At 72.6% G+C, this 20,649-nt stretch carries 20 protein-coding genes; 16 read left to right on the forward strand and 4 right to left on the reverse strand.

The window, feature by feature from the left end; translation table 11 throughout:
- Window positions 1-39 precede the first annotated feature (39 nt).
- The 4 genes from ACLJQE_RS11480 to ACLJQE_RS11495 all read left to right on the forward strand — a co-directional run bounded on the left by ACLJQE_RS11480 (window position 40) and on the right by ACLJQE_RS11495 (window position 5,799).
- Entirely contained in the window at window positions 40-1,371 is a 1,332-nt protein-coding gene (locus ACLJQE_RS11480; RefSeq protein WP_410639183.1) for a glycoside hydrolase family 43 protein, read from the forward strand.
- 25 nt (window positions 1,372-1,396) lie between these two features.
- Complete coding sequence (locus tag ACLJQE_RS11485; RefSeq protein ID WP_410639132.1) at window positions 1,397-3,406, forward strand: family 43 glycosylhydrolase; 2,010 nt, start codon at window positions 1,397-1,399, stop codon at window positions 3,404-3,406.
- A gap of 104 nt (window positions 3,407-3,510) precedes the next feature.
- Complete coding sequence (locus tag ACLJQE_RS11490; RefSeq protein ID WP_410639133.1) at window positions 3,511-4,392, forward strand: S1 family peptidase; 882 nt, start codon at window positions 3,511-3,513, stop codon at window positions 4,390-4,392.
- A gap of 474 nt (window positions 4,393-4,866) precedes the next feature.
- Window positions 4,867-5,799 (forward strand): anti-sigma factor RsbA family regulatory protein, encoded by a 933-nt coding sequence (locus ACLJQE_RS11495; RefSeq protein ID WP_410639134.1) that lies wholly within the window; start codon window positions 4,867-4,869, stop codon window positions 5,797-5,799.
- Here the strand turns inward: ACLJQE_RS11495 and ACLJQE_RS11500 are convergent.
- Window positions 5,771-6,307, reverse strand: a complete 537-nt coding sequence (locus ACLJQE_RS11500) for a phosphatase PAP2 family protein (RefSeq protein ID WP_410639135.1) — start codon at window positions 6,305-6,307, stop codon at window positions 5,771-5,773. The two genes, ACLJQE_RS11495 and ACLJQE_RS11500, sit on opposite strands and share 29 nt — an antisense overlap.
- A gap of 126 nt (window positions 6,308-6,433) precedes the next feature.
- Between ACLJQE_RS11500 and ACLJQE_RS11505 the strand changes: the two genes are divergently transcribed.
- A complete protein-coding gene (locus tag ACLJQE_RS11505; RefSeq protein ID WP_410639136.1) occupies window positions 6,434-6,796 on the forward strand; it encodes a hypothetical protein in 363 nt (120 codons plus the stop codon).
- Between the two features lie 121 nt (window positions 6,797-6,917).
- Here ACLJQE_RS11505 and ACLJQE_RS11510 read toward each other — a convergent pair whose 3' ends face one another.
- Window positions 6,918-7,595: a TetR/AcrR family transcriptional regulator gene (locus ACLJQE_RS11510; protein ID WP_410639137.1), complete on the reverse strand. Its 678-nt coding sequence runs from the start codon at window positions 7,593-7,595 to the stop codon at window positions 6,918-6,920.
- A gap of 130 nt (window positions 7,596-7,725) precedes the next feature.
- Between ACLJQE_RS11510 and ACLJQE_RS11515 the strand changes: the two genes are divergently transcribed.
- Window positions 7,726-8,661 (forward strand): NAD-dependent epimerase/dehydratase family protein, encoded by a 936-nt coding sequence (locus ACLJQE_RS11515; protein WP_410639138.1) that lies wholly within the window; start codon window positions 7,726-7,728, stop codon window positions 8,659-8,661.
- Window positions 8,662-8,688: 27 nt separating this feature from the next.
- Here ACLJQE_RS11515 and ACLJQE_RS11520 read toward each other — a convergent pair whose 3' ends face one another.
- Window positions 8,689-9,075 carry an STAS domain-containing protein gene (locus ACLJQE_RS11520; RefSeq protein ID WP_410639139.1) on the reverse strand — a complete coding sequence of 129 codons (387 nt, stop codon included), beginning with the start codon at window positions 9,073-9,075 and terminating at the stop codon, window positions 8,689-8,691.
- Between the two features lie 487 nt (window positions 9,076-9,562).
- Here ACLJQE_RS11520 and ACLJQE_RS11525 point away from each other — a divergent pair, with 487 nt between their 5' ends.
- From ACLJQE_RS11525 to ACLJQE_RS11565, 9 genes are all read left to right on the forward strand, one after another.
- Window positions 9,563-11,035, forward strand: a complete 1,473-nt coding sequence (locus tag ACLJQE_RS11525; protein ID WP_410639140.1) for an aldehyde dehydrogenase family protein — start codon at window positions 9,563-9,565, stop codon at window positions 11,033-11,035.
- A 16-nt stretch (window positions 11,036-11,051) separates the two neighbouring features.
- Window positions 11,052-12,155: an NAD(P)-dependent alcohol dehydrogenase gene (locus tag ACLJQE_RS11530; protein ID WP_410639141.1), complete on the forward strand. Its 1,104-nt coding sequence runs from the start codon at window positions 11,052-11,054 to the stop codon at window positions 12,153-12,155.
- A gap of 11 nt (window positions 12,156-12,166) precedes the next feature.
- Complete coding sequence (locus tag ACLJQE_RS11535; RefSeq protein WP_410639142.1) at window positions 12,167-13,702, forward strand: acyl-CoA synthetase; 1,536 nt, start codon at window positions 12,167-12,169, stop codon at window positions 13,700-13,702.
- Entirely contained in the window at window positions 13,699-14,475 is a 777-nt protein-coding gene (locus ACLJQE_RS11540) for a crotonase/enoyl-CoA hydratase family protein (RefSeq protein WP_410639143.1), read from the forward strand. The genes ACLJQE_RS11535 and ACLJQE_RS11540 overlap by 4 nt, the downstream gene beginning before the upstream one ends.
- Window positions 14,472-16,466 (forward strand): acetoacetate--CoA ligase, encoded by a 1,995-nt coding sequence (locus tag ACLJQE_RS11545; RefSeq protein WP_410639144.1) that lies wholly within the window; start codon window positions 14,472-14,474, stop codon window positions 16,464-16,466. The genes ACLJQE_RS11540 and ACLJQE_RS11545 overlap by 4 nt, the downstream gene beginning before the upstream one ends.
- Complete coding sequence (locus tag ACLJQE_RS11550) at window positions 16,463-17,449, forward strand: 3-hydroxyacyl-CoA dehydrogenase NAD-binding domain-containing protein (RefSeq protein ID WP_410639145.1); 987 nt, start codon at window positions 16,463-16,465, stop codon at window positions 17,447-17,449. Before ACLJQE_RS11545 ends, ACLJQE_RS11550 begins: the two co-directional genes overlap by 4 nt.
- 13 nt (window positions 17,450-17,462) lie before the next feature.
- Entirely contained in the window at window positions 17,463-18,329 is an 867-nt protein-coding gene (gene couO / locus ACLJQE_RS11555; protein WP_410639146.1) for a 4-hydroxyphenyl-beta-ketoacyl-CoA hydrolase, read from the forward strand.
- Window positions 18,330-18,404: 75 nt separating this feature from the next.
- Window positions 18,405-18,626 (forward strand): DUF2188 domain-containing protein, encoded by a 222-nt coding sequence (locus tag ACLJQE_RS11560; RefSeq protein ID WP_410639147.1) that lies wholly within the window; start codon window positions 18,405-18,407, stop codon window positions 18,624-18,626.
- A 91-nt stretch (window positions 18,627-18,717) separates the two neighbouring features.
- Window positions 18,718-19,455 carry a hypothetical protein gene (locus tag ACLJQE_RS11565; protein WP_410639148.1) on the forward strand — a complete coding sequence of 246 codons (738 nt, stop codon included), beginning with the start codon at window positions 18,718-18,720 and terminating at the stop codon, window positions 19,453-19,455.
- A gap of 54 nt (window positions 19,456-19,509) precedes the next feature.
- Here the strand turns inward: ACLJQE_RS11565 and ACLJQE_RS11570 are convergent, their stop codons facing one another.
- The gene (locus tag ACLJQE_RS11570) at window positions 19,510-20,235 is read right to left on the reverse strand and encodes an ATP-binding protein (RefSeq protein ID WP_410639149.1); all 726 of its coding nucleotides are present in this window, start codon (window positions 20,233-20,235) and stop codon (window positions 19,510-19,512) included.
- 124 nt (window positions 20,236-20,359) lie between these two features.
- Here ACLJQE_RS11570 and ACLJQE_RS11575 point away from each other — a divergent pair.
- Window positions 20,360-20,649 (forward strand): manganese catalase family protein (locus ACLJQE_RS11575; protein ID WP_410639150.1); only part of this gene is annotated, 290 nt, incomplete at its 3' end.

Consider the following 20,649-nt stretch of genomic DNA (forward strand, 5'->3'; position numbering starts at 1 on the left):
GAGGTACCCGTGTCCCACCGAAGGCGCCTGTTCGCCTGGATGACCGCGGCCTTGTGCGCGGCGGCGCTCCTGCCCGGCACCGCGCACGCCGACAACCCGATCGTGCAGCACGTCTACACCGCCGACCCGGCCCCGCTGGTGCACAACGGCCGCGTCTACCTCTACACCGGGCACGACGAGGACGGCTCGACCTACTTCACCATGAAGGACTGGCGGGTCTGGTCGTCCGCGGACATGGTCAACTGGACCGACCACGGCTCGCCGATGGGCCTGTCGACGTTCAGCTGGGCCAAACAGGACGCGTGGGCCGGGCAGGCCGTCGAACGCAACGGCAAGTTCTACTGGTACGTCCCGGTGGTCAACCGCGCCACCGGCCGGATGGCCATCGGGGTCGGCGTCGCGGACAGCCCCACCGGGCCGTTCCGCGACGCCATCGGCCGCCCGCTCGTCGAAAACGGGGAGATCGATCCGACCGTCTTCATCGACGACAACGGCCAGGCGTACCTGTACTGGGGCAACCCGAACCTCTGGTACGTCCGCCTCAACGCCGACATGACGTCGTTCTCGGGCAGCCCCACGCAGATCCCGCTCACCACGGCCGGGTTCGGCACGCGTCCCAACGGCGGCAGCCGCCCGACGATGTACGAGGAAGGACCCTGGGTCTACAAGCGCAACGGCACGTACTACAACGTGTTCGCGGCCAAGTGCTGCTCGGAGTTCATCGCCTACTCCACCTCGCCCGGCCCCACCGGTCCGTGGACCTACCGCGGCACGGTGATGCCGACGCAGGGCAGCAGTTTCACCAACCACCCCGGGATCGTCGACTACAAGGGCAGCTCGTACTTCTTCTACCACAACGGCGCGCTGCCGGGCGGGGGCGGGTTCACCCGCTCGGTGGCGGTGGAGAAGTTCGCCTACAACGCCGACGGCAGCATCCCCACCATCACCATGACCAGCGGTGGGCCGCCGCCTGCCGACACGCTCGGCCCCTACACCCGGCAGGAAGCGGAAACCATCGCCTGGGGTTCGGGGATCGAGACGGAAGCGGCCTCCGAAGGCGGCATGAACATCGGGTGGATCGAGAACGGCGACAGCGTCAAGGTCCGCAACGTCGCGTTCGGGGCCGGCGCGAAGTCGTTCACCGCCCGCGTCGCCTCCGCGGGCTCGGGCGGCACGATCGAGGTACGCCTGGGCAGCACCACCGGCCCGGTCGTGGGCCGCTGCACGGTCCCCGCCACCGGCGGCTGGCAGACGTGGACTTCGGTGTCCTGCCCGGTCAGCGGCGTGACGGGCACGCAGGACCTGGTCCTGCGGTTCGCCGGCGGCAGCGGCTACCTCTTCAACGTGAACTGGTGGCAGTTCGCCGCCTGACCTCCCTCGCCGACCGGAAAGGGGCATGCACGTGGTGTCACGTCAACGATCGTGGGCAGCCGCCTCGGCTTTGCTCGCCGCGACCGGCCTCGCCGGCGCCGTCCTGGTGGCGACCCCGGCCGCGTACGCCGCGGCCGGGTGCTCGGTCACCTATTCGAAGACCTCCGAATGGCCGGGCGGCTTCGGCGCGTCCGTGTCGATCACCAACCTGGGTGACGCGATCAGCGGGTGGACCCTCGACTGGTCGTTCGCCTCCGGCCAGCAGGTGGGCCAGCACTGGAACGCGGCGATCACCCAGGCCGGGACCCAGGTCAGCGCGAAGAACGTCGCCCACAACGTCGCCATCCCCACCGGCGGCAAGGCGGAGTTCGGCTTCAACGGCTCGTTCACCTCGGCCAACCCGGTGCCGGCGGCGTTCCGGCTCAACGGCACCACGTGCACCGGGGACGTGGTGCCCACGACCCCGACCACGCCGACCACGCCGACCACCCCCACCACCACGACCACGCCGACCACCACGACCACCCCGAACCAGCCGGCCACCTTCACGAACCCGGTGCTGTGGCAGGACTTCGCCGACATCGACATCATCCGCGTCGGCAACGCGTACTACTACTCCGCCTCGACGATGCACTACTCCCCCGGCGCGCCGATCCTGCGCTCCTACGACCTGGTGAACTGGGAATTCGCCGGCCACTCCGTGCCCAAACTGGACTTCGGCGCCAAGTACGACCTCAACGGCGGCCGTGGTTACGTGCGCGGCATCTGGGCGTCGTTCCTCAGCCACCGCGCCAGCAACAACACCTTCTACTGGGGTGGCTGCATCGACTTCGCCAAGACCCACATCTACACCGCCACCGCCGTGGACGGCACCTGGTCGAAGCACACCACGATCGACAAGTGCTACTACGACGCGGGCATGCTCGTGGACGACGACGACACCATGTACGTCGCCTACGGCAACACGACCCTCAGCGTCGCCCAGCTCTCCAAGGACGGCAAGACCGAAGTCCGCTCGCAGCAGGTCTTCCAGACGCCGTCGAACATCGGCACGCTCGAAGGATCGCGGTTCTACAAGCGCAACGGCAGCTACTACATCTTCGTGACGCGTCCGGCCAACGGCCAGTACATCCTCAAGGCGAGCAACCCCTTCGGGCCCTACACCGTGCAGCAGGTGCTGCTGGACCTGCCGGGCCCGATCTCCGGCGGCGGCGTCCCGCACCAGGGCGGGCTGGTGCAGACGCAGAACGGCGACTGGTACTACCTGGCCTTCGTCGACGCCTACCCCGGCGGCCGCGTCCCCGCGCTCGCCCCGATCACTTGGACGGCCGACGGCTGGCCGCGGCTGCAGACGGTCAACGGCCGCTGGGGCACGACCTACCCGAAGCCGAACCTGCCACCGCCACCCCGGCAGGTCGAGCCGATGACCGGCACCGACACCTTCCCGGGGCCGGCGCTGGCACCGCACTGGGAGTGGAACCACAACCCCGACCCGACCAAGTTCTCCGTCGGCAACGGGCTGAAGCTGAGCACCGCCACGGTGACCGGCGACCTCTATTCGGCCCGCAACACCCTGACCCGCCGGATCCAGGGTCCCAGTTCCACGGCCACCGCCACGCTCGACCTGTCGTCGATGCGGGACGGCGACCGCACCGGCCTGGCGATGCTGCGCGACTCCTCGGCGTACATCGGCGTCAAACGCGACGGCGGCCGCAACCGGATCGTCATGGTCAACGGCCTGACCATGGACGGCAACTGGAACACCACCGGCACCGGAACGGAGGTGGCGAGCGCCGCCCTGTCCGGCACGCGGCTCTGGCTGCGCGCCAACGCCGACATCCGCCCCGGCAGCGGACGCCAGGCCCGGTTCTCCTACAGCACCGACGGGGTGAACTTCACGCCGCTGGGCACGGCGTTCACCCTGAACAACGCCTGGCAGTTCTTCATGGGTTACCGGTTCGCCGTCTTCAACCACGCCACCCAGGCACTCGGCGGCGCGGTCACCCTCCAGCGGTTCGACCTGACCACGCCCTAGCCCGCTGGCCGCGGCGCCCGGTTCCCCGCTTCGGGTGAACCGGGCGCCGTGCCGAGCCGTGCACCACTACAGGAAGTGGATCAACGGCTACGGAGGTCACTGCCATGCGTTCCCGACACCGGAAGATCAGCCGCGGCAAGATCCTGGCCGCGGCCGCCGCCGTCCTGGCGGCAGGCACCGCGGCCATCGCCCTGCCGCAGGCCAATGCCGCCGACTCCGCCGCCACCGCCGGCACCACCGCCTCGGCAGAGGCCATCACCGGGACCGCGTGGGCGGTCGACGCGCGGACCGGCGAAACCGTGGTCACCGCCGACAGCACCGTCCAGGGCGCCAAGTGGGACAGCCTGCTGGCGGCCACCCGCGGCAAGGCGGTCCGCGTCGAGCGGACGCCCGGGGTGCTCAGCCTGTTCGCCGAAGGTGGCGACGCGATCTTCGCCGGCGGCGCCCGCTGCTCCCTCGGGTTCAACGTGACGACGGACAGCGGGCCCGGCATCCTGACGGCCGGCCACTGCACCGCCGCCGGCCGTCAGTGGTCGCTGACCCAGGGCGGCCGGCCGGTCGCCACGGTCAAGCAGTCGACGTTCCCCGGCAACGGCGACTTCGCCCTGCTGACCTACGACAACGCTGCGACCAGCGCACCCAGCGCCGTCGACACCGGCGGCGGCCGGACGGTGACCATCGCCCGCGCGGCGGCGGCCCAGGTCGGCCGGCAGGTGTCCCGGATGGGCAGCACCACCGGGCTGCGCAGCGGCCGGGTCACCGCGCTGAACGCGACGGTCAACTACCCCGAAGGCCGGGTCACCGGCCTGATCCAGACGACGGTCTGCGCGGAACCGGGCGACAGCGGCGGTTCGCTGTTCACCAACGACGGCAGCGCGATCGGCCTCACCTCCGGCGGCAGCGGCAACTGCCGCACGGGCGGCGTGACGTTCTTCCAGCCGGTGACCACGGCACTGGCCGCGGTCGGCGCCCGCATCGGCGGCTGACCGGCCGGGCGGCCACCCGGCCCGATCGGCGGCCACCCGGCCCGATCGGCGGCCACCCGGCCGGTCAGCCGAGCCCGGGGGCGCCGACGAGGACGAGCACGCCGGTGCCGAGCCCGCCGAGCGGGCGGGTCAGCTCGAACCGTCGCGGGCGGCGAGCCCAAGCGCCCCAAGGCCACATTGGGTGCGCTCAACGCACCGAAGGCCACCTTGGGTGCGTCCAACGCACCGAAGGCCACATTGGGTGCGCTCAACGCACCGAAGGCCACCTTGGGTGCGCCCAACGCAACCAAGGTGGCCTTGGGGCGCACGAGACCAGGCGGGCGCGCCGACCCAGCGGCGGGAACCACCGCGTGGGGGCGAGCGACCCCAGGCCGGAAAGTAGGTTGCCCGCGGTAGCGCCGAGCGACCGGGGGTCGCCCGATGTGGGACGGGGTTCCCGCATACTGGTGACGGCCCCGGCGGAAGGAGAGGCGCTTGAGCGCAACCGCGGAGACGGGTACCGGCGCGTTCGGGCACCCTGCGTTGTTCTACCGCGGTGCCGCCGAGTACCTGGCGGGCACCGTGCCCTTCGTGTGGGGCGGGCTCGCCGCGGACGAGCCGGTGGCCGTCGCGGTGCCCGGGGAGAACCTCGAGCTGCTGCGGCGGGAACTCGGCGCCGACGCGGCCCGGGTCCGGCTGCTGGACATGACCGAGGCCGGGCGCAACCCCGGGCGGATCATCCCCGGCGTGCTGCGTGCCTTCGCCGACAGCCACCCCGGCCGCCCGGTGCGGATCATCGGCGAGCCGATCTGGGCGGCGCGCTCGGCCGTCGAGTACCCGGCGTGCGCTCAGCACGAAGCCCTCATCAACCTGGCCTTCGCCGGCCGGGACGGGACCATCCTGTGCCCTTACGACGCCGACGCGCTCGCCCCGGACGTCCTCGCCGACGCCGAGGTCACGCACCCGGTCCTGGTCGACGGCGCCGGGAGCCGCACCAGCCCCGCCTACGACCCGGCGGCGGTGATCGCCCGGTACAACCAGCCCCTCCCCGTGCCCGCGGGGACCTTCGAGCTGACGGACACCACCGACCTCGCGGCGGTCCGGGCGCTGGCCCACGTCCGCGCGGCCGCCTGCGGGCTGAGCGACGACCAGGTCGCCGACGTCGAGGTGGTCGTCACCGAGCTGCTGTCCAACAGCGTCGAGCACGGCAGCGGGTCGGGCACCGTCCGGTTCTGGGGCGGTGACGGCGAGTTTACCTGCGAGGTGCACGACCGCGGCCGGCTCACCGACCCGCTCGCCGGCCGCCACCCCGCGAGCCCCACGCAGCCGCGCGGGCGCGGGCTGCTGCTCGTCAACCACCTCGCCGACCTCGTCCGCCTGCACACCGGCGACGACGGCACTACCTTCCGGGCGTACTTCCGCGCCTGAGCCGCCGGTGCACGAAGCCACCCACCATGGCGCCGATCGCGACGCCGCCGTACACGTCGGTCGGCCAGTGCGCCCGCGTCCGGAGCCTGCTGTAGCACACGGCGGCCGCCAGCGGCGCGATCGCGGCGCCGGTGGCGGGCGCGGTGAGCGCGACGGCCACCGTGAACGCGGCCGCCGTCGTCGCGTGCGTGGACGGGAACGCCGACGACTTCGGCCGTTCGAGCAGCGCACGGTGGGCCGGCAGGTCATCCGCCGCCGGCCGCGGGCGGCGCACCACGGCTTTCACGCCGTGCCCGAACGCCATGCCGGCCGCCCCCGCCACGAGCCCACGGCCCGCCGCCCGGCGCCCGGGTCCCGGCCGCCACGCCAGCACCCCCGCCACGAAGACCCAGAGCTTGCCGCCCTGCGCCGCCGCGCTGAGGGCCGTGACCGGCCACGCCGGCCGGGTGACCGGAAGGTCGTTGTCGTCCGGTCCGTCCTCGGCACGAAAGGGTGATTCGCTCGGCATGGCCCCCAATTGCCCGCGTGGGCACCGGTTCAACCACCCCCGTCTGTCCACCGTGGAGCACCCCGGCGTTTGTCCGGGCCGTGAACGGGTATCCCCCGCGGGTGATTGCGCTGCGGCGAACCCGGCGTGGCGGCCGCGGCGGTGGCGGTGGCGGTCGCGGCACTGGCGGCGGGCTGCGGCACCGACCCCCGCGCCGAGACCGTGCACGCCGGGCGGCAGATCCGCGGTCAGCTCGAACTCCTGCGGCTCGTGGTGACCGCCGACCGCGACGATGTGCCGCCCGTACCCAGCCTCTCGGTCACCGTCCGCGACGCGGCCGACGAACTCGGCGCCGCGGGCCAGGACGTCGGCGAGCTCACCGACGACCGCGCCCGCGCGGCGCTGGCCTCGATCACCGACCGCGCGGTCGCGGTGGCCCACCGGCTCGACGACGGCCTCGGGGACGGCACCGACGAAGGGCTCGACATGATCGACGCCGACCGGCCCTGAGCGCCGGTCGGTGACATCCGGGCCTCCGGAGGGGCACTTTCACGTGAAAGTGCCCGCTTCGGACGCGGCGCGGCGGCTGCGCCCCGAGCCGGGGCTCCGCCACCCGGACCCCCGCAGGAGGTCAGGGCAGGCCGGCGAGGTCGGCCAGCAGGGCCATGTGGTGCTCGAAGTATTCGGCCTGCGCCCGGATCATGGTGTCGAGCCGGTGGAAGACCTCGAAGTTGACCTGGCCGAACAGGTGCGTCCACGCGAGCAGTACCCGGTCCAGGCTCTCCTCCGGCAGGTCGGTGGCCTGCCCGTCGATCAACCGCCGCAGGTCGGTGCGGACGGGCCCGGGCAGCGGCCGGGGTGAGTCCGGCTCCCCCGGGGCGGCGCCGACGACGGCGACGAGCAGGAGGATCACCTTCGACGCGGGCGCCACGGTCTCCGGCGGGGCGGCGTAGCCGGGTACCGGGTTTCCGTAGAGCAGGCCGTATTCGGCCGGGTGCGCGAGCGCCCACTCCCGCACCGCGCGGCACACGGCCAGCCACCGGCCGCGCAGGTCGTCGCGCGGGACCGCCGCTTCGGCGGCTTCCGCGGCCGCGCCCAGTCCGTCGTAGGCGTCGATGATCAACGCGGTCAGCAGGGCGTCGCGGCTCGGAAAGTACCGGTACAGCGCCGAAGGGACGATGTCCATGTCCCGCGCCACGGCACGCAGGGACAGGTTCGCGCCCTCCTCGGCGAGGCGGCGCCGGGCGGCTTCCTTGATTTCCTGGTGCATCTCCGAGCGGACCCGGGCGCGCACCGACGAGGCGGACATGACCCCAGTCTCGCACACGCCGAGAACACCCGAACGTGACGAGAACAGTGTTCTTGACGCCGTCCAAGCGCGCCCAGTACGGTGTTCTTGTTCGAGAACACTGTTCTCCTGGGGTGGAAAAGGTGGTCCCATGTCCCTGCACGTCATCGTCGGAGCCGGCCCGGTCGGCTCGGCCACGGCTCGCCTGCTTGCTTCCCGCGGCGAAGAGGTCCGCCTGCTCAGCCGCAGCGGCGGGGGTCCGGCGGTCGAAGGCGTCCGGCTGGTCGCCGCCGATGCCACCGACCCCGCCACCCTCGCGCGGCACGCCGAAGGCGCGGTCGCGCTGTACAGCTGCGGAGGACCGGCCTACCACCGCTGGGCCACCGGGTGGCCGCCGCTCGGCGCGGCACTCCTGCGGGCCGCCGAGACGAGCGGCACCCTGCTCGTCACCACCGGCAACCTCTACGCCTACGGTGCCGTCGACGGCCCGATCACCGAGCAGCTGCCGATGCGGCCCAACTCGGTGAAGGGCGAGGTGCGGGCGAAGCTGTGGGCGGACGCGCTGGCCGCGCACGAGGCCGGCCGGATCCGCACGGCCGAGGTGCGCGGGTCCGATTACCTCGGCGCGGGCGCGGCTTCGCTGTTCACCGCCATGGTGCTGCCGAAGGTGCTCGCCGGCGAGCGGGCCTCGGTGCCGGCCGACCTGGACGCCCCGCACAGCTGGACCCTGGTCGGCGACGTCGCCCGCACCCTGGTCGCGGTCGCGACCGACGAACGGGCCTGGGGCCGGCCCTGGCACGTGCCGACGGCACCGGCGATGTCACTGCGCCGGCTCGCCGGGCGCGCCGCGGAACTCGCGGGCGCACCGGCGGCCCGCCTCGCCGCGATGCCTGGCTTCGTGCTGCGCCTCGGCGGGCTCTTCGACCCGATCGCCCGGGAAACGGTCGAGATGCAGTACCAGCTGCGGCGACCGTTCGTCCTCGACTCGTCGGCCGCGACGGCGGCGTTCGGCATCGAGCCCACGCCGACCGACGAAGCACTGCGCGAGACGATCGACGGGCTGCGCGAACCGGCCGCGACCCGGTGAACGCGACGCGGCGGCGTGGCCCGGCCGTCAGCTCTGGCCGGGGATCTCCGTCGCGCGTTCCCACCCGGACGGCAGGCGGCTGACGTTGAGCGCGTGGTCGAGGCCGCTGGCCGACAACGCCCGGCGCACCACCCGGTTGTCACCGGTGACGATCCGCAGCGTGGCGTTCTCGCGGACCACCCTGGCCTGGATGCCGCCCAGGGCCGCGAGACCCGCCCCGTCGAGGAAGTCGACCTCGGACAGGTCGAGCACCAGGACCGGGAACCGGCGGTGGGCCCAGGTGCTCACCGCCGAGCGCACCTGGGGCGCACTGTCCGCATCGAGCGCTCCACGGATGCGGACCATGACCGCGCCGAAGTACGGGCGGATCACCTGGATGTCGGACGCACTGCGCTGTTCGCGCTTCGACGGCACTACGGGGATGGCCGTCGCTGGGGGCTGGACGACTAACATTCCACGCCTCATTCGCAGATGACGTGACGAGCGGGCCGATCTCGACCGACCCGCTCGGTCGCTGGCAAGTCGGGGGACGGATGCTGCTGAACCGCACTTCGCAGCGTAGTCCTTGATCCGAACGGCGCAACCCCGCCAACGGCCGAACCCACACCTCCGCACGCGGCCCGCACGCGCACAACTCAAACCACCCATCCAGGTGAACCATTGTGGCGAGCGGCAGCCTTGGCGGCCGGTCACGGTGACACCGCACTCACCGGGACCCGACTGTCCACATCGGATCGGTTGCCGAATTGACACCGCCGCCACCGGCCGGGGCGGCGCCGAGACGGCGGCCTCTTGACACGGACGGACTCCCGCCGCATCCTAGGTGCATCTCAGGGTTCCTGATATACATTCCGCCCTGATGTCCCGCTCAGTTACATCCGCTCAGTGAGGAGTCGGACCGATGACCGCAGTGGAGGAGCGGCCGGACATCCGGCCCCGCCCGGACGTCCCACCGGGCCGGTTGTTCATCGGCGGCCGGTGGATCGAGGCCGAAGCCCGCTTCGACGCCGTCGACCCGGCCACCGGGAAGACCCTCACCTCCCTCGCCCGCGCGTCGGCCGCCGACGTCGACGCCGCCGTGGCCGCCGCCCGGCAGGCGGCCGAAGGCTGGGCCGCGACGCCGGGCCGGGCGCGGGCCCGGGTGCTGCACCGGGTCGCGGACCTGGTGCGAGCCCGCGCGGACGAGATCGCCGCCGTCGAAAGCGCCGACGTCGGCAAGCCGATCTCGCTGTGCCGGGCGGTCGACGTCGAGACCGTCGCCGAGCAGTACGAGTACTACTCGGCGCTGGCGCAGGGCGTGGACGGCGCGACGCGGCCGATCCCGATCCCGTCGCACGCCTACACCCGCCGCGAACCGCTCGGCGTGGTCGCCGCCATCACGCCGTTCAACTTCCCGCTGATCCTGTCCACCTCGAAGATCGCGCCCGCGCTGGCGGCCGGCAACACCGTGGTGCACAAGCCGGCCGAGGACACCTCCCTCAGCGCGTTGCGGATGGCCGGCATCCTCGCCGAGGCCGGCGTGCCCGACGGCGTGCTCAACGTCGTCACCGGCTTCGGGTCGGAGATCGGGGAAGCCCTGCTGAGCCACCCCGGGGTCGACAAGATCGCGTTCACCGGCTCCACCGCGGTCGGGCGGCACGCGGCGAGCGTGGCCGGGGAGCACCTGAAGCCGGTCACCCTCGAGCTCGGCGGCAACGCCGCGCACATCGTGTTCGAGGACGCCGACGTCGAGCAGGCGGTCGGCGCGGCGATCAAGGCCTTCGTGTTCAACACCGGCCAGTTCTGCATGGGCGGGCCCCGGCTGCTGGTCGCCGACGCGCTGTACGAAACGGTGCTGGGCGCACTCGCCGAGGCCGTGCCGCACGTGCCGGTCGGCGACCCGTTCGACCCCGCGACCGTGGTCGGCCCGATGGCGGGCGAGCGGCACCGGGCGAAGGTGGAGCAGTACGTCGAGCAGGCCCGCGCCGACGGCGGCCGGATCGTCGCCGGCGGCGGGCGGCCGGACATCGAGGGCGGGTTCTTCTTCCAGCCGACGGTGATCGCGGACCTGCCGGACACCTCCCGGGTGATCCAGGAGGAGATCTTCGGCCCGGTGCTGACCGTCCAGCGCTTCACCTCCGAAGACGAAGCGGTCGCGCTGGCCAACGGCACGCCCTACGGCCTCGCGGCCGGCCTGCAGACGACGAACCTGGCCCGCGCGCACCGGGTCGCCGCGCGGCTGCAGGCCGGCATCGTCTGGGTCAACGACTGGGCGATGCTCGACCCGGCGATCCCGTTCGGCGGCGTCAAGGACTCCGGCTTCGGCCGCGAATACGGCCCCGAAGCCCTCGACGCCTACACGCGCACGAAGTCCGTCGTCATCTCCCTCGCCTGACCACAGGAGCATCCCCATGCCCACCACCACAGCGGCCGTCGTGGAGTCCGCCGGCTCCGGGTTCACCCTCGGCGAAGTGGCCCTCGACGAACCCCGCCCGGACGAGGTGCGGGTCCGCATCGTCGCGACCGGCGTGTGCCACACCGATCTCGGCGTCGCCGCCGGCGCCCTGCCCTTCCCGCTGCCCGGCGTGCTCGGCCACGAAGGCGCCGGGATCGTCGAGGAGACCGGCGCCGCGGTCACGCGCGTCGCGACCGGCGACCGGGTCCTGCTCAGCTACACCTCCTGCGGCGGCTGCGCGAACTGCCGCGACGGCCACCCCGCCTACTGCGAGACCTGGCTGCCCGCCAACCTGCTCGGCGGGCGCCGCCCGGACGGCACCACCCCGATCTCCCGCGACGGCACCCCGCTCGGCGGGCACTTCTTCGGCCAGTCCAGTTTCGCCGGGCACGCCGTCGCCGACGAACGCAGCGTCGTCAAGGTCGCCGCCGACGCGCCGCTGGAGCTGCTGGCCCCGCTCGGCTGCGGCATCATGACCGGCGCCGGCGCCGTGTGGAACGTCCTCGCCCCGCGCCCGGGCGCCACGCTGCTGGTCACCGGTGCGGGTGCGGTCGGCCTGTCGGCGGTCATGGCCGCGCGGCTGACGCCGTCGACGCGGATCATCGCCGTCGACCGCGTGGCGGCACGGCTGGCTTTGGCCCGCGAGCTCGGCGCCACCGACACGATCGACACCAGCGGCGAAGACCTCGCCGAGGCGGTCGGGAAGCTGACCGGCGGCCGCGGCGTCGACGGCGTCGTCGAGACCACCGGCAACGCGGGCGTCCTGGGGACGGCGATCGGCGCGCTGGCCGCGCGCGGCACCGCGGTCGTCGTCGGCGCGCCCGCGTTCGGCACGGAAGTGCCCGTGGACGTCAACTTCCTGCTCCCCGGACGGCACGTCGTCGGCCTCACCATGGGCGACGCGGACACCCAGGCACTCGTGCCGACGCTGGCCGAACTCGTCGCCACCGGGCGGTTCCCGCTCGAAAAACTGGTCACCCACTACGAGTTCGGGCAGATTCAAGAAGCAGTGGACGACATGCTCACCGGCAAAACGATCAAACCGGTGCTCCGCTGGTGAAGGAGGTGGCAGTGAATCTCCCCGACTTCGGTCTGGGCAGCTGGCCGGCGCGGCGGGCGCGGATCTCGCCGGACCGGACGGCGCTGGTGCAGCACGACCGGTCGCTCACCTACGCCGGGCTCGCCGACCGCGTCGACCGGCTCGCCGGCGCGCTGACCCGGCTCGGCGTGCGCCCGGGCGACCGGGTGGCCTACCTCGGCGTCAACGACATCACCGTGTTCGAGACGCTGTTCGCCGCCACCCGCTGCGGCGCGATCTTCGTCCCGCTGAACTACCGGCTCGCCCCCGCGGAAATCCGGTACATGCTCGACGACAGCGGCGCGTCGGTCCTCGTGCACAGCGCGGACACCGCCGGCCTCGTGGCGGCGGCCGGTTCGCTGCCGGACGGCGTCGTCATCCCGACGGACCCTGCGGAGGGGGGCTTCGAGGCGGAGATCGCCGAGGCCGGGCCACTGCCGGACACCGAGGTCCGGCTGGACGACCCGTGCCTGCTGCTCTACACCTCCGGCACCACCGGACGGCCGAAGGCGGCGGTCCTCACCCACGGCAACCTCACCTGGAACACCGTCAACCAGCTCGCGCACCTCGACGTCCTGAGCACCGACAAGGCGCTGTGCATCGCGCCGCTGTTCCACTGCGTCGGGCTGGGCCAGATCACCCTGCCGACGCTGTTCAAGGGCGGCAGCGTCGAACCGGTGGCGAAGTTCGATCCGGGCACCATCCTCGCCCGGATCGGGGACGCCGGGATCACCAGCTTCTCCGCGGTGCCCACCATGCTGGAGATGATGAGCCGCCACGACGCCTGGGACCGCACCGACCTGAGCTCGCTGACCTGCGTGCTCTACGGCGGGTCGCCGGTGGCCGAGCGCGTCGCCCGCGCGTGGCTCGACCGCGGCGTGAAACTCCTGCAGGGCTACGGCATGACGGAAGCCGCCCCGGGCGTCTCGATGGCCACCCACGAGGGCACGCTCGACCACCCGGTCGCCGCCGGGGTGCCGCACTTCTTCACCGACGTGGCCGCCCTCGGGCCCGAACTGGCACCCGGACCGTTGGGCGGGACCCCCGCCGAGCTGCTCGTCCGCGGCCCGCACGTCTTCGGCGGCTACTGGAACCGGCCGGAGGAGTCGCAGGCCGGTTTCGTCGACGGTGCCTGGTTCCGCACCGGTGACGTCGTCCGCGTCGACGACGACGGCTGGGCCCACGTCGTCGACCGGGTCAAGGACATGATCATCTCCGGCGGGGAAAACGTGTACCCGGCCGAAATCGAAGCGGTCGCCCTCCGGCTCGACGCGGTCGACGCCTGCGCCGTGGTCGGCGTGCCCGACGAGCGCTGGGGCGAAGCCGGCGCGGCCTTCGTCGTGGTCCGGCCCGGTGCGGAGCTGGACGAACCGCGGTTCCGCGCCCACCTCGAACAGCATTTGGCGCGCTACAAGGTCCCGAAGCACGTGCAGTTCACCGACACCCTGCCCCGCAACGCCACGGGCAAGATCCGCCGCGTCGAACTGCGCACCCTGGCCGCCGAAACCTTCACGAACGGACCCGCATGACCACCCCTCTCCTGCCCCCTTCGCTGCGCCTGGAGCTGCGGGACGACATCGCCGTGCTGCGACTGGCCCGTCCCGAGAAGCGCAACGCCCTCGACGACGCGACCGTGCTCGGTCTCGAGTCGTTCTTCGGCGCCCCGCCGCCGGGCGTCAAGGCCGTCGTGCTCGACGCCGTCGGCGACCACTTCTCCGCCGGGCTGGACCTGTCCGAGCTCACCGAGCGCGACGCGTTCGAGGGCCTCGAGCACTCGATGATGTGGCACCGCGCGTTCGAGCGGCTCGAACGCGGGCGGGTCCCGGTGGTCGCCGTGCTCAAGGGCGCGGTCGTCGGCGGCGGCCTGGAACTGGCGGCCGCCGCGCACATCCGCGTCGCCGAACCGTCGGCGTTCTACGCCCTGCCGGAAGGGCAGCGCGGGCTGTTCGTCGGCGGCGGCGCGTCCGTGCGGGTGCCGCGGCTGATCGGCGCGCACCGGATGGCCGACATGATGCTCACCGGCCGCGTGCTCGACGCCGACGAGGGCCACGCCGCCGGGTTGTCGCACTACCGCGTCGAAAACGGCCTGGAGCACGCGCTCGGCCTGGCCCGCAAGATCGCGGGGAACTCCCCGATCACGAACTTCGCCGTCCTGCAGGCGCTCCCCCGCATCGCCGAGGCCAACCCGGCCGAGGGCTACCTGATGGAAGCGCTGATGGCCGCCGTCGCCAGTGGCAGCGCCGAGGCGAAGGAACGGATGCAGGCCTTCCTCGAGAAGCGCGCCGGGAAGGTCGGCCGATGATCCTGCGCCCGGTCGCGCCCGACGTCCGCGAAACCACCGAGCTCGGCCGGTACCTGCGGTGGCTGGAAGACCGCGGCCATTCGTTCGACGACTACGCGGCGCTGCACCGGTGGTCGGTGACCGACCTCGACGGCTTCTGGTCCTCGATCAAGGACTTCTTCGGCGTCCGCCTGAACACCCCGGCCACCGCGGTGGTGCCCGACCGGCGGATGCCGGGCACGGACTGGTTCCCCGGCGCGACCCTCAACTACGCCGAACACGCTCTGGGCCACGGTGCGGACGGCGAAACCGCGATCATCGCGTACTCCCAGACGCGGGAGCGCACCGAGCTCACCTGGGGGCAGCTGCGCGACCAGGTCGCGCGCGCCCGCGCGGGGCTGGCCCGGCTCGGCGTCGGCCGCGGCGACCGCGTGGCCGCCTACCTGCCCAACATCCCGGAAGCCGTGGTCGCCTACCTCGCCGTCGCGAGCCTGGGCGCGATCTGGGCCTCCTGCGCCCCCGAGTTCGGCGCCCGCTCGGTGGTCGACCGGTTCGGCCAGATCGAGCCACGGGTCCTGCTGACGGTGTCCGGCTACCGCTACGGCGCCAAGGACGTCGACCGCCGCGCCGAGGTCGCCGAGATCCGCGCCGGCCTGCCCACCGCCGAGCACGTCGTGCACGTCCCCTACGGCGGCCACGACCTGCCCGGCACGCTCGCCTGGGACGACCTGCTCAGCGAAAGCAGTGACATCCGGGCCTTCGGCCCGAGCCGGGGGCTCCGCCACCCGGACCCCCCGAAGGCATGCGTGTCCGGGTTCGAGCCGGTCGCCTTCGCGCACCCGCTGTGCGTGCTGTTCTCCTCCGGCACCACGGGCAAGCCGAAGGCGATCGTGCACGGCCACGGCGGAATCCTGCTGGAGCACCTCAAGAACCACGGCCTCAGCTGGGACCTGCGCGCCGGCGACCGGATCCTGTGGTTCTCCACCACCGCCTGGATGATGTGGAACGCGCTGGTCTCGGGGCTGCTCACCGGCGCGTCGATCGTGCTGGTCGACGGCAACCCGCTGCACCCGGACCTGGCCTGGCAGTGGCGGCTGGCCCACGAGACGCGCGCGACGCTGATGGGCGCGAGCCCGGGATTCCTGATGGCGTGCCGGAAAGCGGGGCTCGACCCGGCCGCCGAGTACGACCTGTCCGCGCTGCGGCAGCTCGGCGCGGCCGGCAGCCCACTGCCCGCGGAAGGCTTCCACTGGGTGCACGAGCGGTTTCCGGGCGTGCTGCTCAACGTCGGCAGCGGCGGCACCGACGTGTGCAGCGGCATCGTCCAGGGCAGCCCGCTGCAGCCGGTCCGGGCGGGCGAGATCTCCGGCCCCTGCCTCGGCGTCGCCGCGAAGGCGTTCGACGAGCACGGCGCCGAAGTGGTCGGGGAACTGGGGGAACTGGTGATCACCGCCCCGATGCCGTCGATGCCGGTGGGGTTCTGGGGCGACGGCTCGGGCGAGCGCTACCGCGAGACGTACTTCTCAACCTACCCCGGCATCTGGCGGCACGGCGACTGGATCCGGTTCTCGCCCGAAGGCAGCTGCGTCATCGCCGGCCGCTCGGACGCGACGCTCAACCGCGGCGGCGTCCGGCTGGGCACCGCCGAGTTCTACGCCGTCGTCGAGGAACTGCCGGAGATCGAGGACTCCCTCGTCGTGCACCTCGAAGACCCCGCGGGCGGCAACGGCGACCTCCGGCTGTTCGTGGCGCTGCGGTCCGGCGCCGAACTCGACGACACCCTGCGCGGCAAGATCGCTTCGGCGTTGCGGAGCGCGCTTTCGCCGCGGCACGTGCCGGACGCGATCACCGCCGTGCCGTCGATCCCGCGCAACCGCACCGGGAAGAAACTGGAGCTGCCGGTGAAGAAGCTGCTTCGCGGCGCACGGCCGGACGACGTCGCCGCGCGCGACGTCCTGGCCGATCCGGCGTCGCTGGACCCGTTCGTCGCGCTCGCCGGCGGCCCGGCATGACCGTCCGGATCACCTCGTCCCCCGCCGGGCGCGCGGCGAAACCCGGCCGGATCACCACCGTCGCGATCGTCGGGACCGGCGTGATCGGCGCCGGCTGGGCCGCGCACTTCCTCGCCCACGGTTTCGACGTCGTCGCCACCGATCCGGCTCCCGGCGCCGAAGACCGCCTCCGCGCCGACGTCGCCGCGCACTGGCCCACCCTGGTCCGGCTCGGCCTCGCCGAAGGCGCTTCGCAGGATCGGCTCAGCTTCGCCACCGACGCCGGCGCAGCCGTGTCGGAAGCGGATTTCGTGCAGGAGAACGGACCCGAGCGCGAAGACGTCAAGCACCGCCTGTTCCGCGTGCTCGACGAGGCCGCGCGGCCGGACGTGATCCTGGCGAGCAGCTCCTCCGGGCTGCTGCCGAGCGTCATCGCGCAGGGCTGCCCGAGGCATCCCGAACGCGTGGTCGTCGGGCACCCGTTCAACCCGCCGCACGTGATCCCGCTCGTGGAGGTCGTCCCGGGCCGGGAAACCACGCCCGCGGTCGTCGACCGCGCGATGGCGTTCTACACCGCGGCGGGCAAGCGGCCGATCCGGCTGACGCGGGAGGTGCCCGGCCACGTCGCGAACCGGCTGCAGGCCGCGCTGTGGCAGGAGGCGTACTCGCTCGTCGAACGCGGCGTCGCGACGGTCGCCGACATCGACGCCGCCATCGCGCACGGGCCCGGCCTGCGCTGGGCCGTGCTCGGCCCGTTCGCCAACCAGCACCTCTCCGGCGGGGCGGGCGGGCTCGCGCACGTCCTGCGCCACCTCGGCCCGCCCACCGAACAGTGGTGGCGTGACCTCGGCCGCGTTCACCTGACCCCGGAACTCGCCGAGTCCCTCGTCGCCGGGGTCGACGCCGAACTGGCCGGCGTCGACCACGACCGGCTCATCGCCGCCCGCGACGCCGTCCTCGACCGCCTGCTGGCCGCCAAGGCCGAACAGCCCGACCTGCCCTGAACCTGGAGCTCCCGTGGACCTTTCCTCCCTGACCGCCATCGACGTCCACACCCACGTCGAACAAGACGGCCACGGCTGTTTCGCCCTCGACCAGGAACTCCTGGACGCCTCCGAGAAGTACTTCCGCGCCGGGCAGGACCGCACGCCGACGGTGACCGCGATCGCCGAGCACTACCGGGCCCGGAACATGGCCGCCGTGGTCTTCACGGTCGAGGCGCCGGCCGCGACCGGGCACCCCGCGCTGTCGAGCGAAGAGATCGCCGACGCCGCCGCGGAACACGCCGACGTGCTCATCCCGTTCGGCTCGGTCGACCCGCACGCCGGCAAAGCCGCGGTCCTGCGCGCGCGGCGGCTGGCCGGCGAGCACGGGGTGCGCGGGTTCAAGTTCCACCCGAGCCTGCAGGCGTTCGAGCCCAACGACGTCCGGTACTACCCGCTGTACGAGGCGATCGCCGAACTGGGCGTGCCGGCCCTGTTCCACACCGGGCAGACCGGCATCGGCGCCGGCCTGCCGGGTGGGCACGGGATCAAGCTGCGCTACTCGAACCCGATGCTGCTCGACGACGTCGCCGCCGATTTCCCCGACCTGACGGTGATCCTGGCACACCCGTCGGTGCCGTGGCAGGACGAGGCGATCTCGATCGCGACGCACAAGGCGAACGTGTACATCGACCTGTCGGGGTGGTCGCCGAAGTACTTCCCGCCGCAGCTGGTGCGCGCGGCCAACACGCTGCTGAAGCGGAAAGTCCTGTTCGGCTCCGACTTCCCGGTGATCACCCCGGACCGCTGGCTCGCCGACTTCGCCGCGCTGGACCTCAAGGACGAGGTGCGTCCGTTGATCCTCAAGGACAACGCCATCGAAGTACTCGGGCTGGCCTGACCGCCCCGCCACGTTTGTCCGCTACGTCCCCGGGCATCCGCAGCCCTTCCAGGTCTCACGATCGGAGGCGGCGCCGTGGCGGAGGGTGACGTGCACACCTACTACGAAGACGGACTGTGGAAGAACCGCGTCGAAGGCGGCCGCCGGGCGTCCAACACCTCCCCCCGCCGCGTCGACGCCGTGCTGGCGGGGCGCCAGATCGCGCGGAAGCGCCGGGTCGGGCACTTCGTCCACACGCCGGAAGGCGAGGTCGAAACCGAGCGCGACTACCGGCCTCGCCGCACGGAACAGCGGTGACGACCGTCACGGTGGCTGTAACGGATCACCTGTTCAGGCGATAGCCCGTTCGTGTCCGGGGACGCCCCGGGCCTTCACGAACGGACCAACCATGCCTCGCCTCCGCCTGGCCGCGCTCCTCACGGCCGGATCCCTCGCCCTCGCCGGCTGCTCCGGCACGTCGGACACGCCGGCACCGGCCGCCGCCGCCGCTGTCACCACTCCGGCCGCGACGTCCACGACTCCGGCACCCCCGGCCCTCGACGCCGCCAAGGTGGGCGCGGCCGTCTCCGCCGCCGCCAAGCAGGCTTCGGCCGTGCACGTCAAGGGCACGATCGCCCAGCAGGGCAGCGCCATCAACCTGGACCTGCAGCTCAACGCGGACAGCGCGAGCGGCACCGTGGTGAAGGACGGCCTCGAGATCCCCGTCCTGCGGATCGGCGACAAGTACTACTTCAAGTTCACCGACTCCCTGGTGAAGCAGGCCGGCATCCCGGCCGCGGCCGCCAAGCAGATCACCGGCAAGTGGGTGCCCTCCACCGCCAAGATCGGCGCGGGCATCGCGGGCGCGTTCAAGGAGTTCCTCGACTACAAGTCGTTCACCGGGGGCATGCTGGGCGAGCTGGAGAAGGCGAAGTTCACGGCGGGCGAGGCGACCACGCTCGCGGGCGAGCCGGCCCTGACCTTCACGAGCCCGGACGGCACGGCCACGGTGGCGGCGGCCGAGCCGCACTACCTGCTGCGCATGGCGGACCCGAAGAGCGGCGCCATGGAGTTCCGGGACTGGAACAAGCCGACGACGGTGTCCGAGCCGCCGGCCGCGGAGATCTACTCGGGCCCGGGCGCCTGATTCGTTCGAACGGGAAGGCCGCCGCACCGGCGGCGGCCTTCCCGGCGGTGCGGTTCAGCACCGGGCCAGCAGCGCCCACACCGTCTTGCCGCCCGAGCGGGACCGGCTGCTCCCCCACCGCTTCGCGACCTTCGTGATCATCCGCAGGCCCATGCCCGCGCAGGCCAGGTCGAGGCCTTCCCGCAGCACCGCCGGCCGCGTGCTCTCGTCCGAGACCTCCACCGTCAGCGTTCCGCGGCGCAGCTCCAGCCGCAGCCGGGGCGCGGAATCCGTGTGGCGGAGCGTGTTTTCGACGAGCTCGGTCGCGATCAGCTCGGCGTCCTCGGCCAGCTCCGGCACCATCCACTCGGCGCAGACCCCGCGGACGAACCCGCGGGCGCGCGCCGACGTGCGCGGCGAGCGGTCGAGCAGGCGGCCCACCCGCCGCCGGGCCGGGCAGGTCAGCGCCGCCTCCGCCGTGGCGGCGTCCGGGTACACCGGCACACCGGTCCCCGCGAGCGCCGCCCGCTGTTCCGGGCGGCCGGTGACCAGGGCGAACGGGATCGCCGGCCAGTCGCCGACGCGCAGCGCGACCAGGGCGAACACCCGGATCAGCGCCCGGTCGCGCAGTTCGAGGCGCTCGATGTCGATCAGCACACCGTCCTCGGAGTCGACCGCGAATTCGAGCAACCGGTCGCGCAGCTGCGAGTACGTCGTCCGATCCAGCACACCGACGACCGCGGCCTTCGCCGGCGCGCCCTGCCGGGGCACCAGCCACACCGAGTTGTGCCGGGCGAGCACCGGTGACCACCTCCTTCACGACGATCACCCGATCGGATATCCCGCCTGGATCCCGGCAAACACGGCGATCTTCGGATTGATGCGGCCGATCGGGGGAACTCCCCCGGCTCCGAAGGGAGACGACGTGTTCCGTCACACGAAGCTGCTGCAGTTCGAAGCCAAGCCCGAAAAGCCCGACCCCGTCTACGCCCACAAACTCCAGGAACTCATCGGCGGCGCCTACGGCGAAATGACCGTCACCATGCAGTACCTGTTCCAAGGCTGGAACTGCCGCATCGAAGGCAAGGACAAAGACCTGATCATGGACACCGCCACCGAAGAAATCGGCCACGTCGAAATGCTCGCCACCATGGTCGCCCGCCTCCTCGAAGGCGCCCCCGCCACCCTCACCGCCGAAGCCGTCAAAGACCCCGT

Origin of the sequence: Amycolatopsis sp. lyj-346, from assembly GCF_046548975.1 — a bacterium.
Taxonomy (GTDB): domain Bacteria; phylum Actinomycetota; class Actinomycetes; order Mycobacteriales; family Pseudonocardiaceae; genus Amycolatopsis.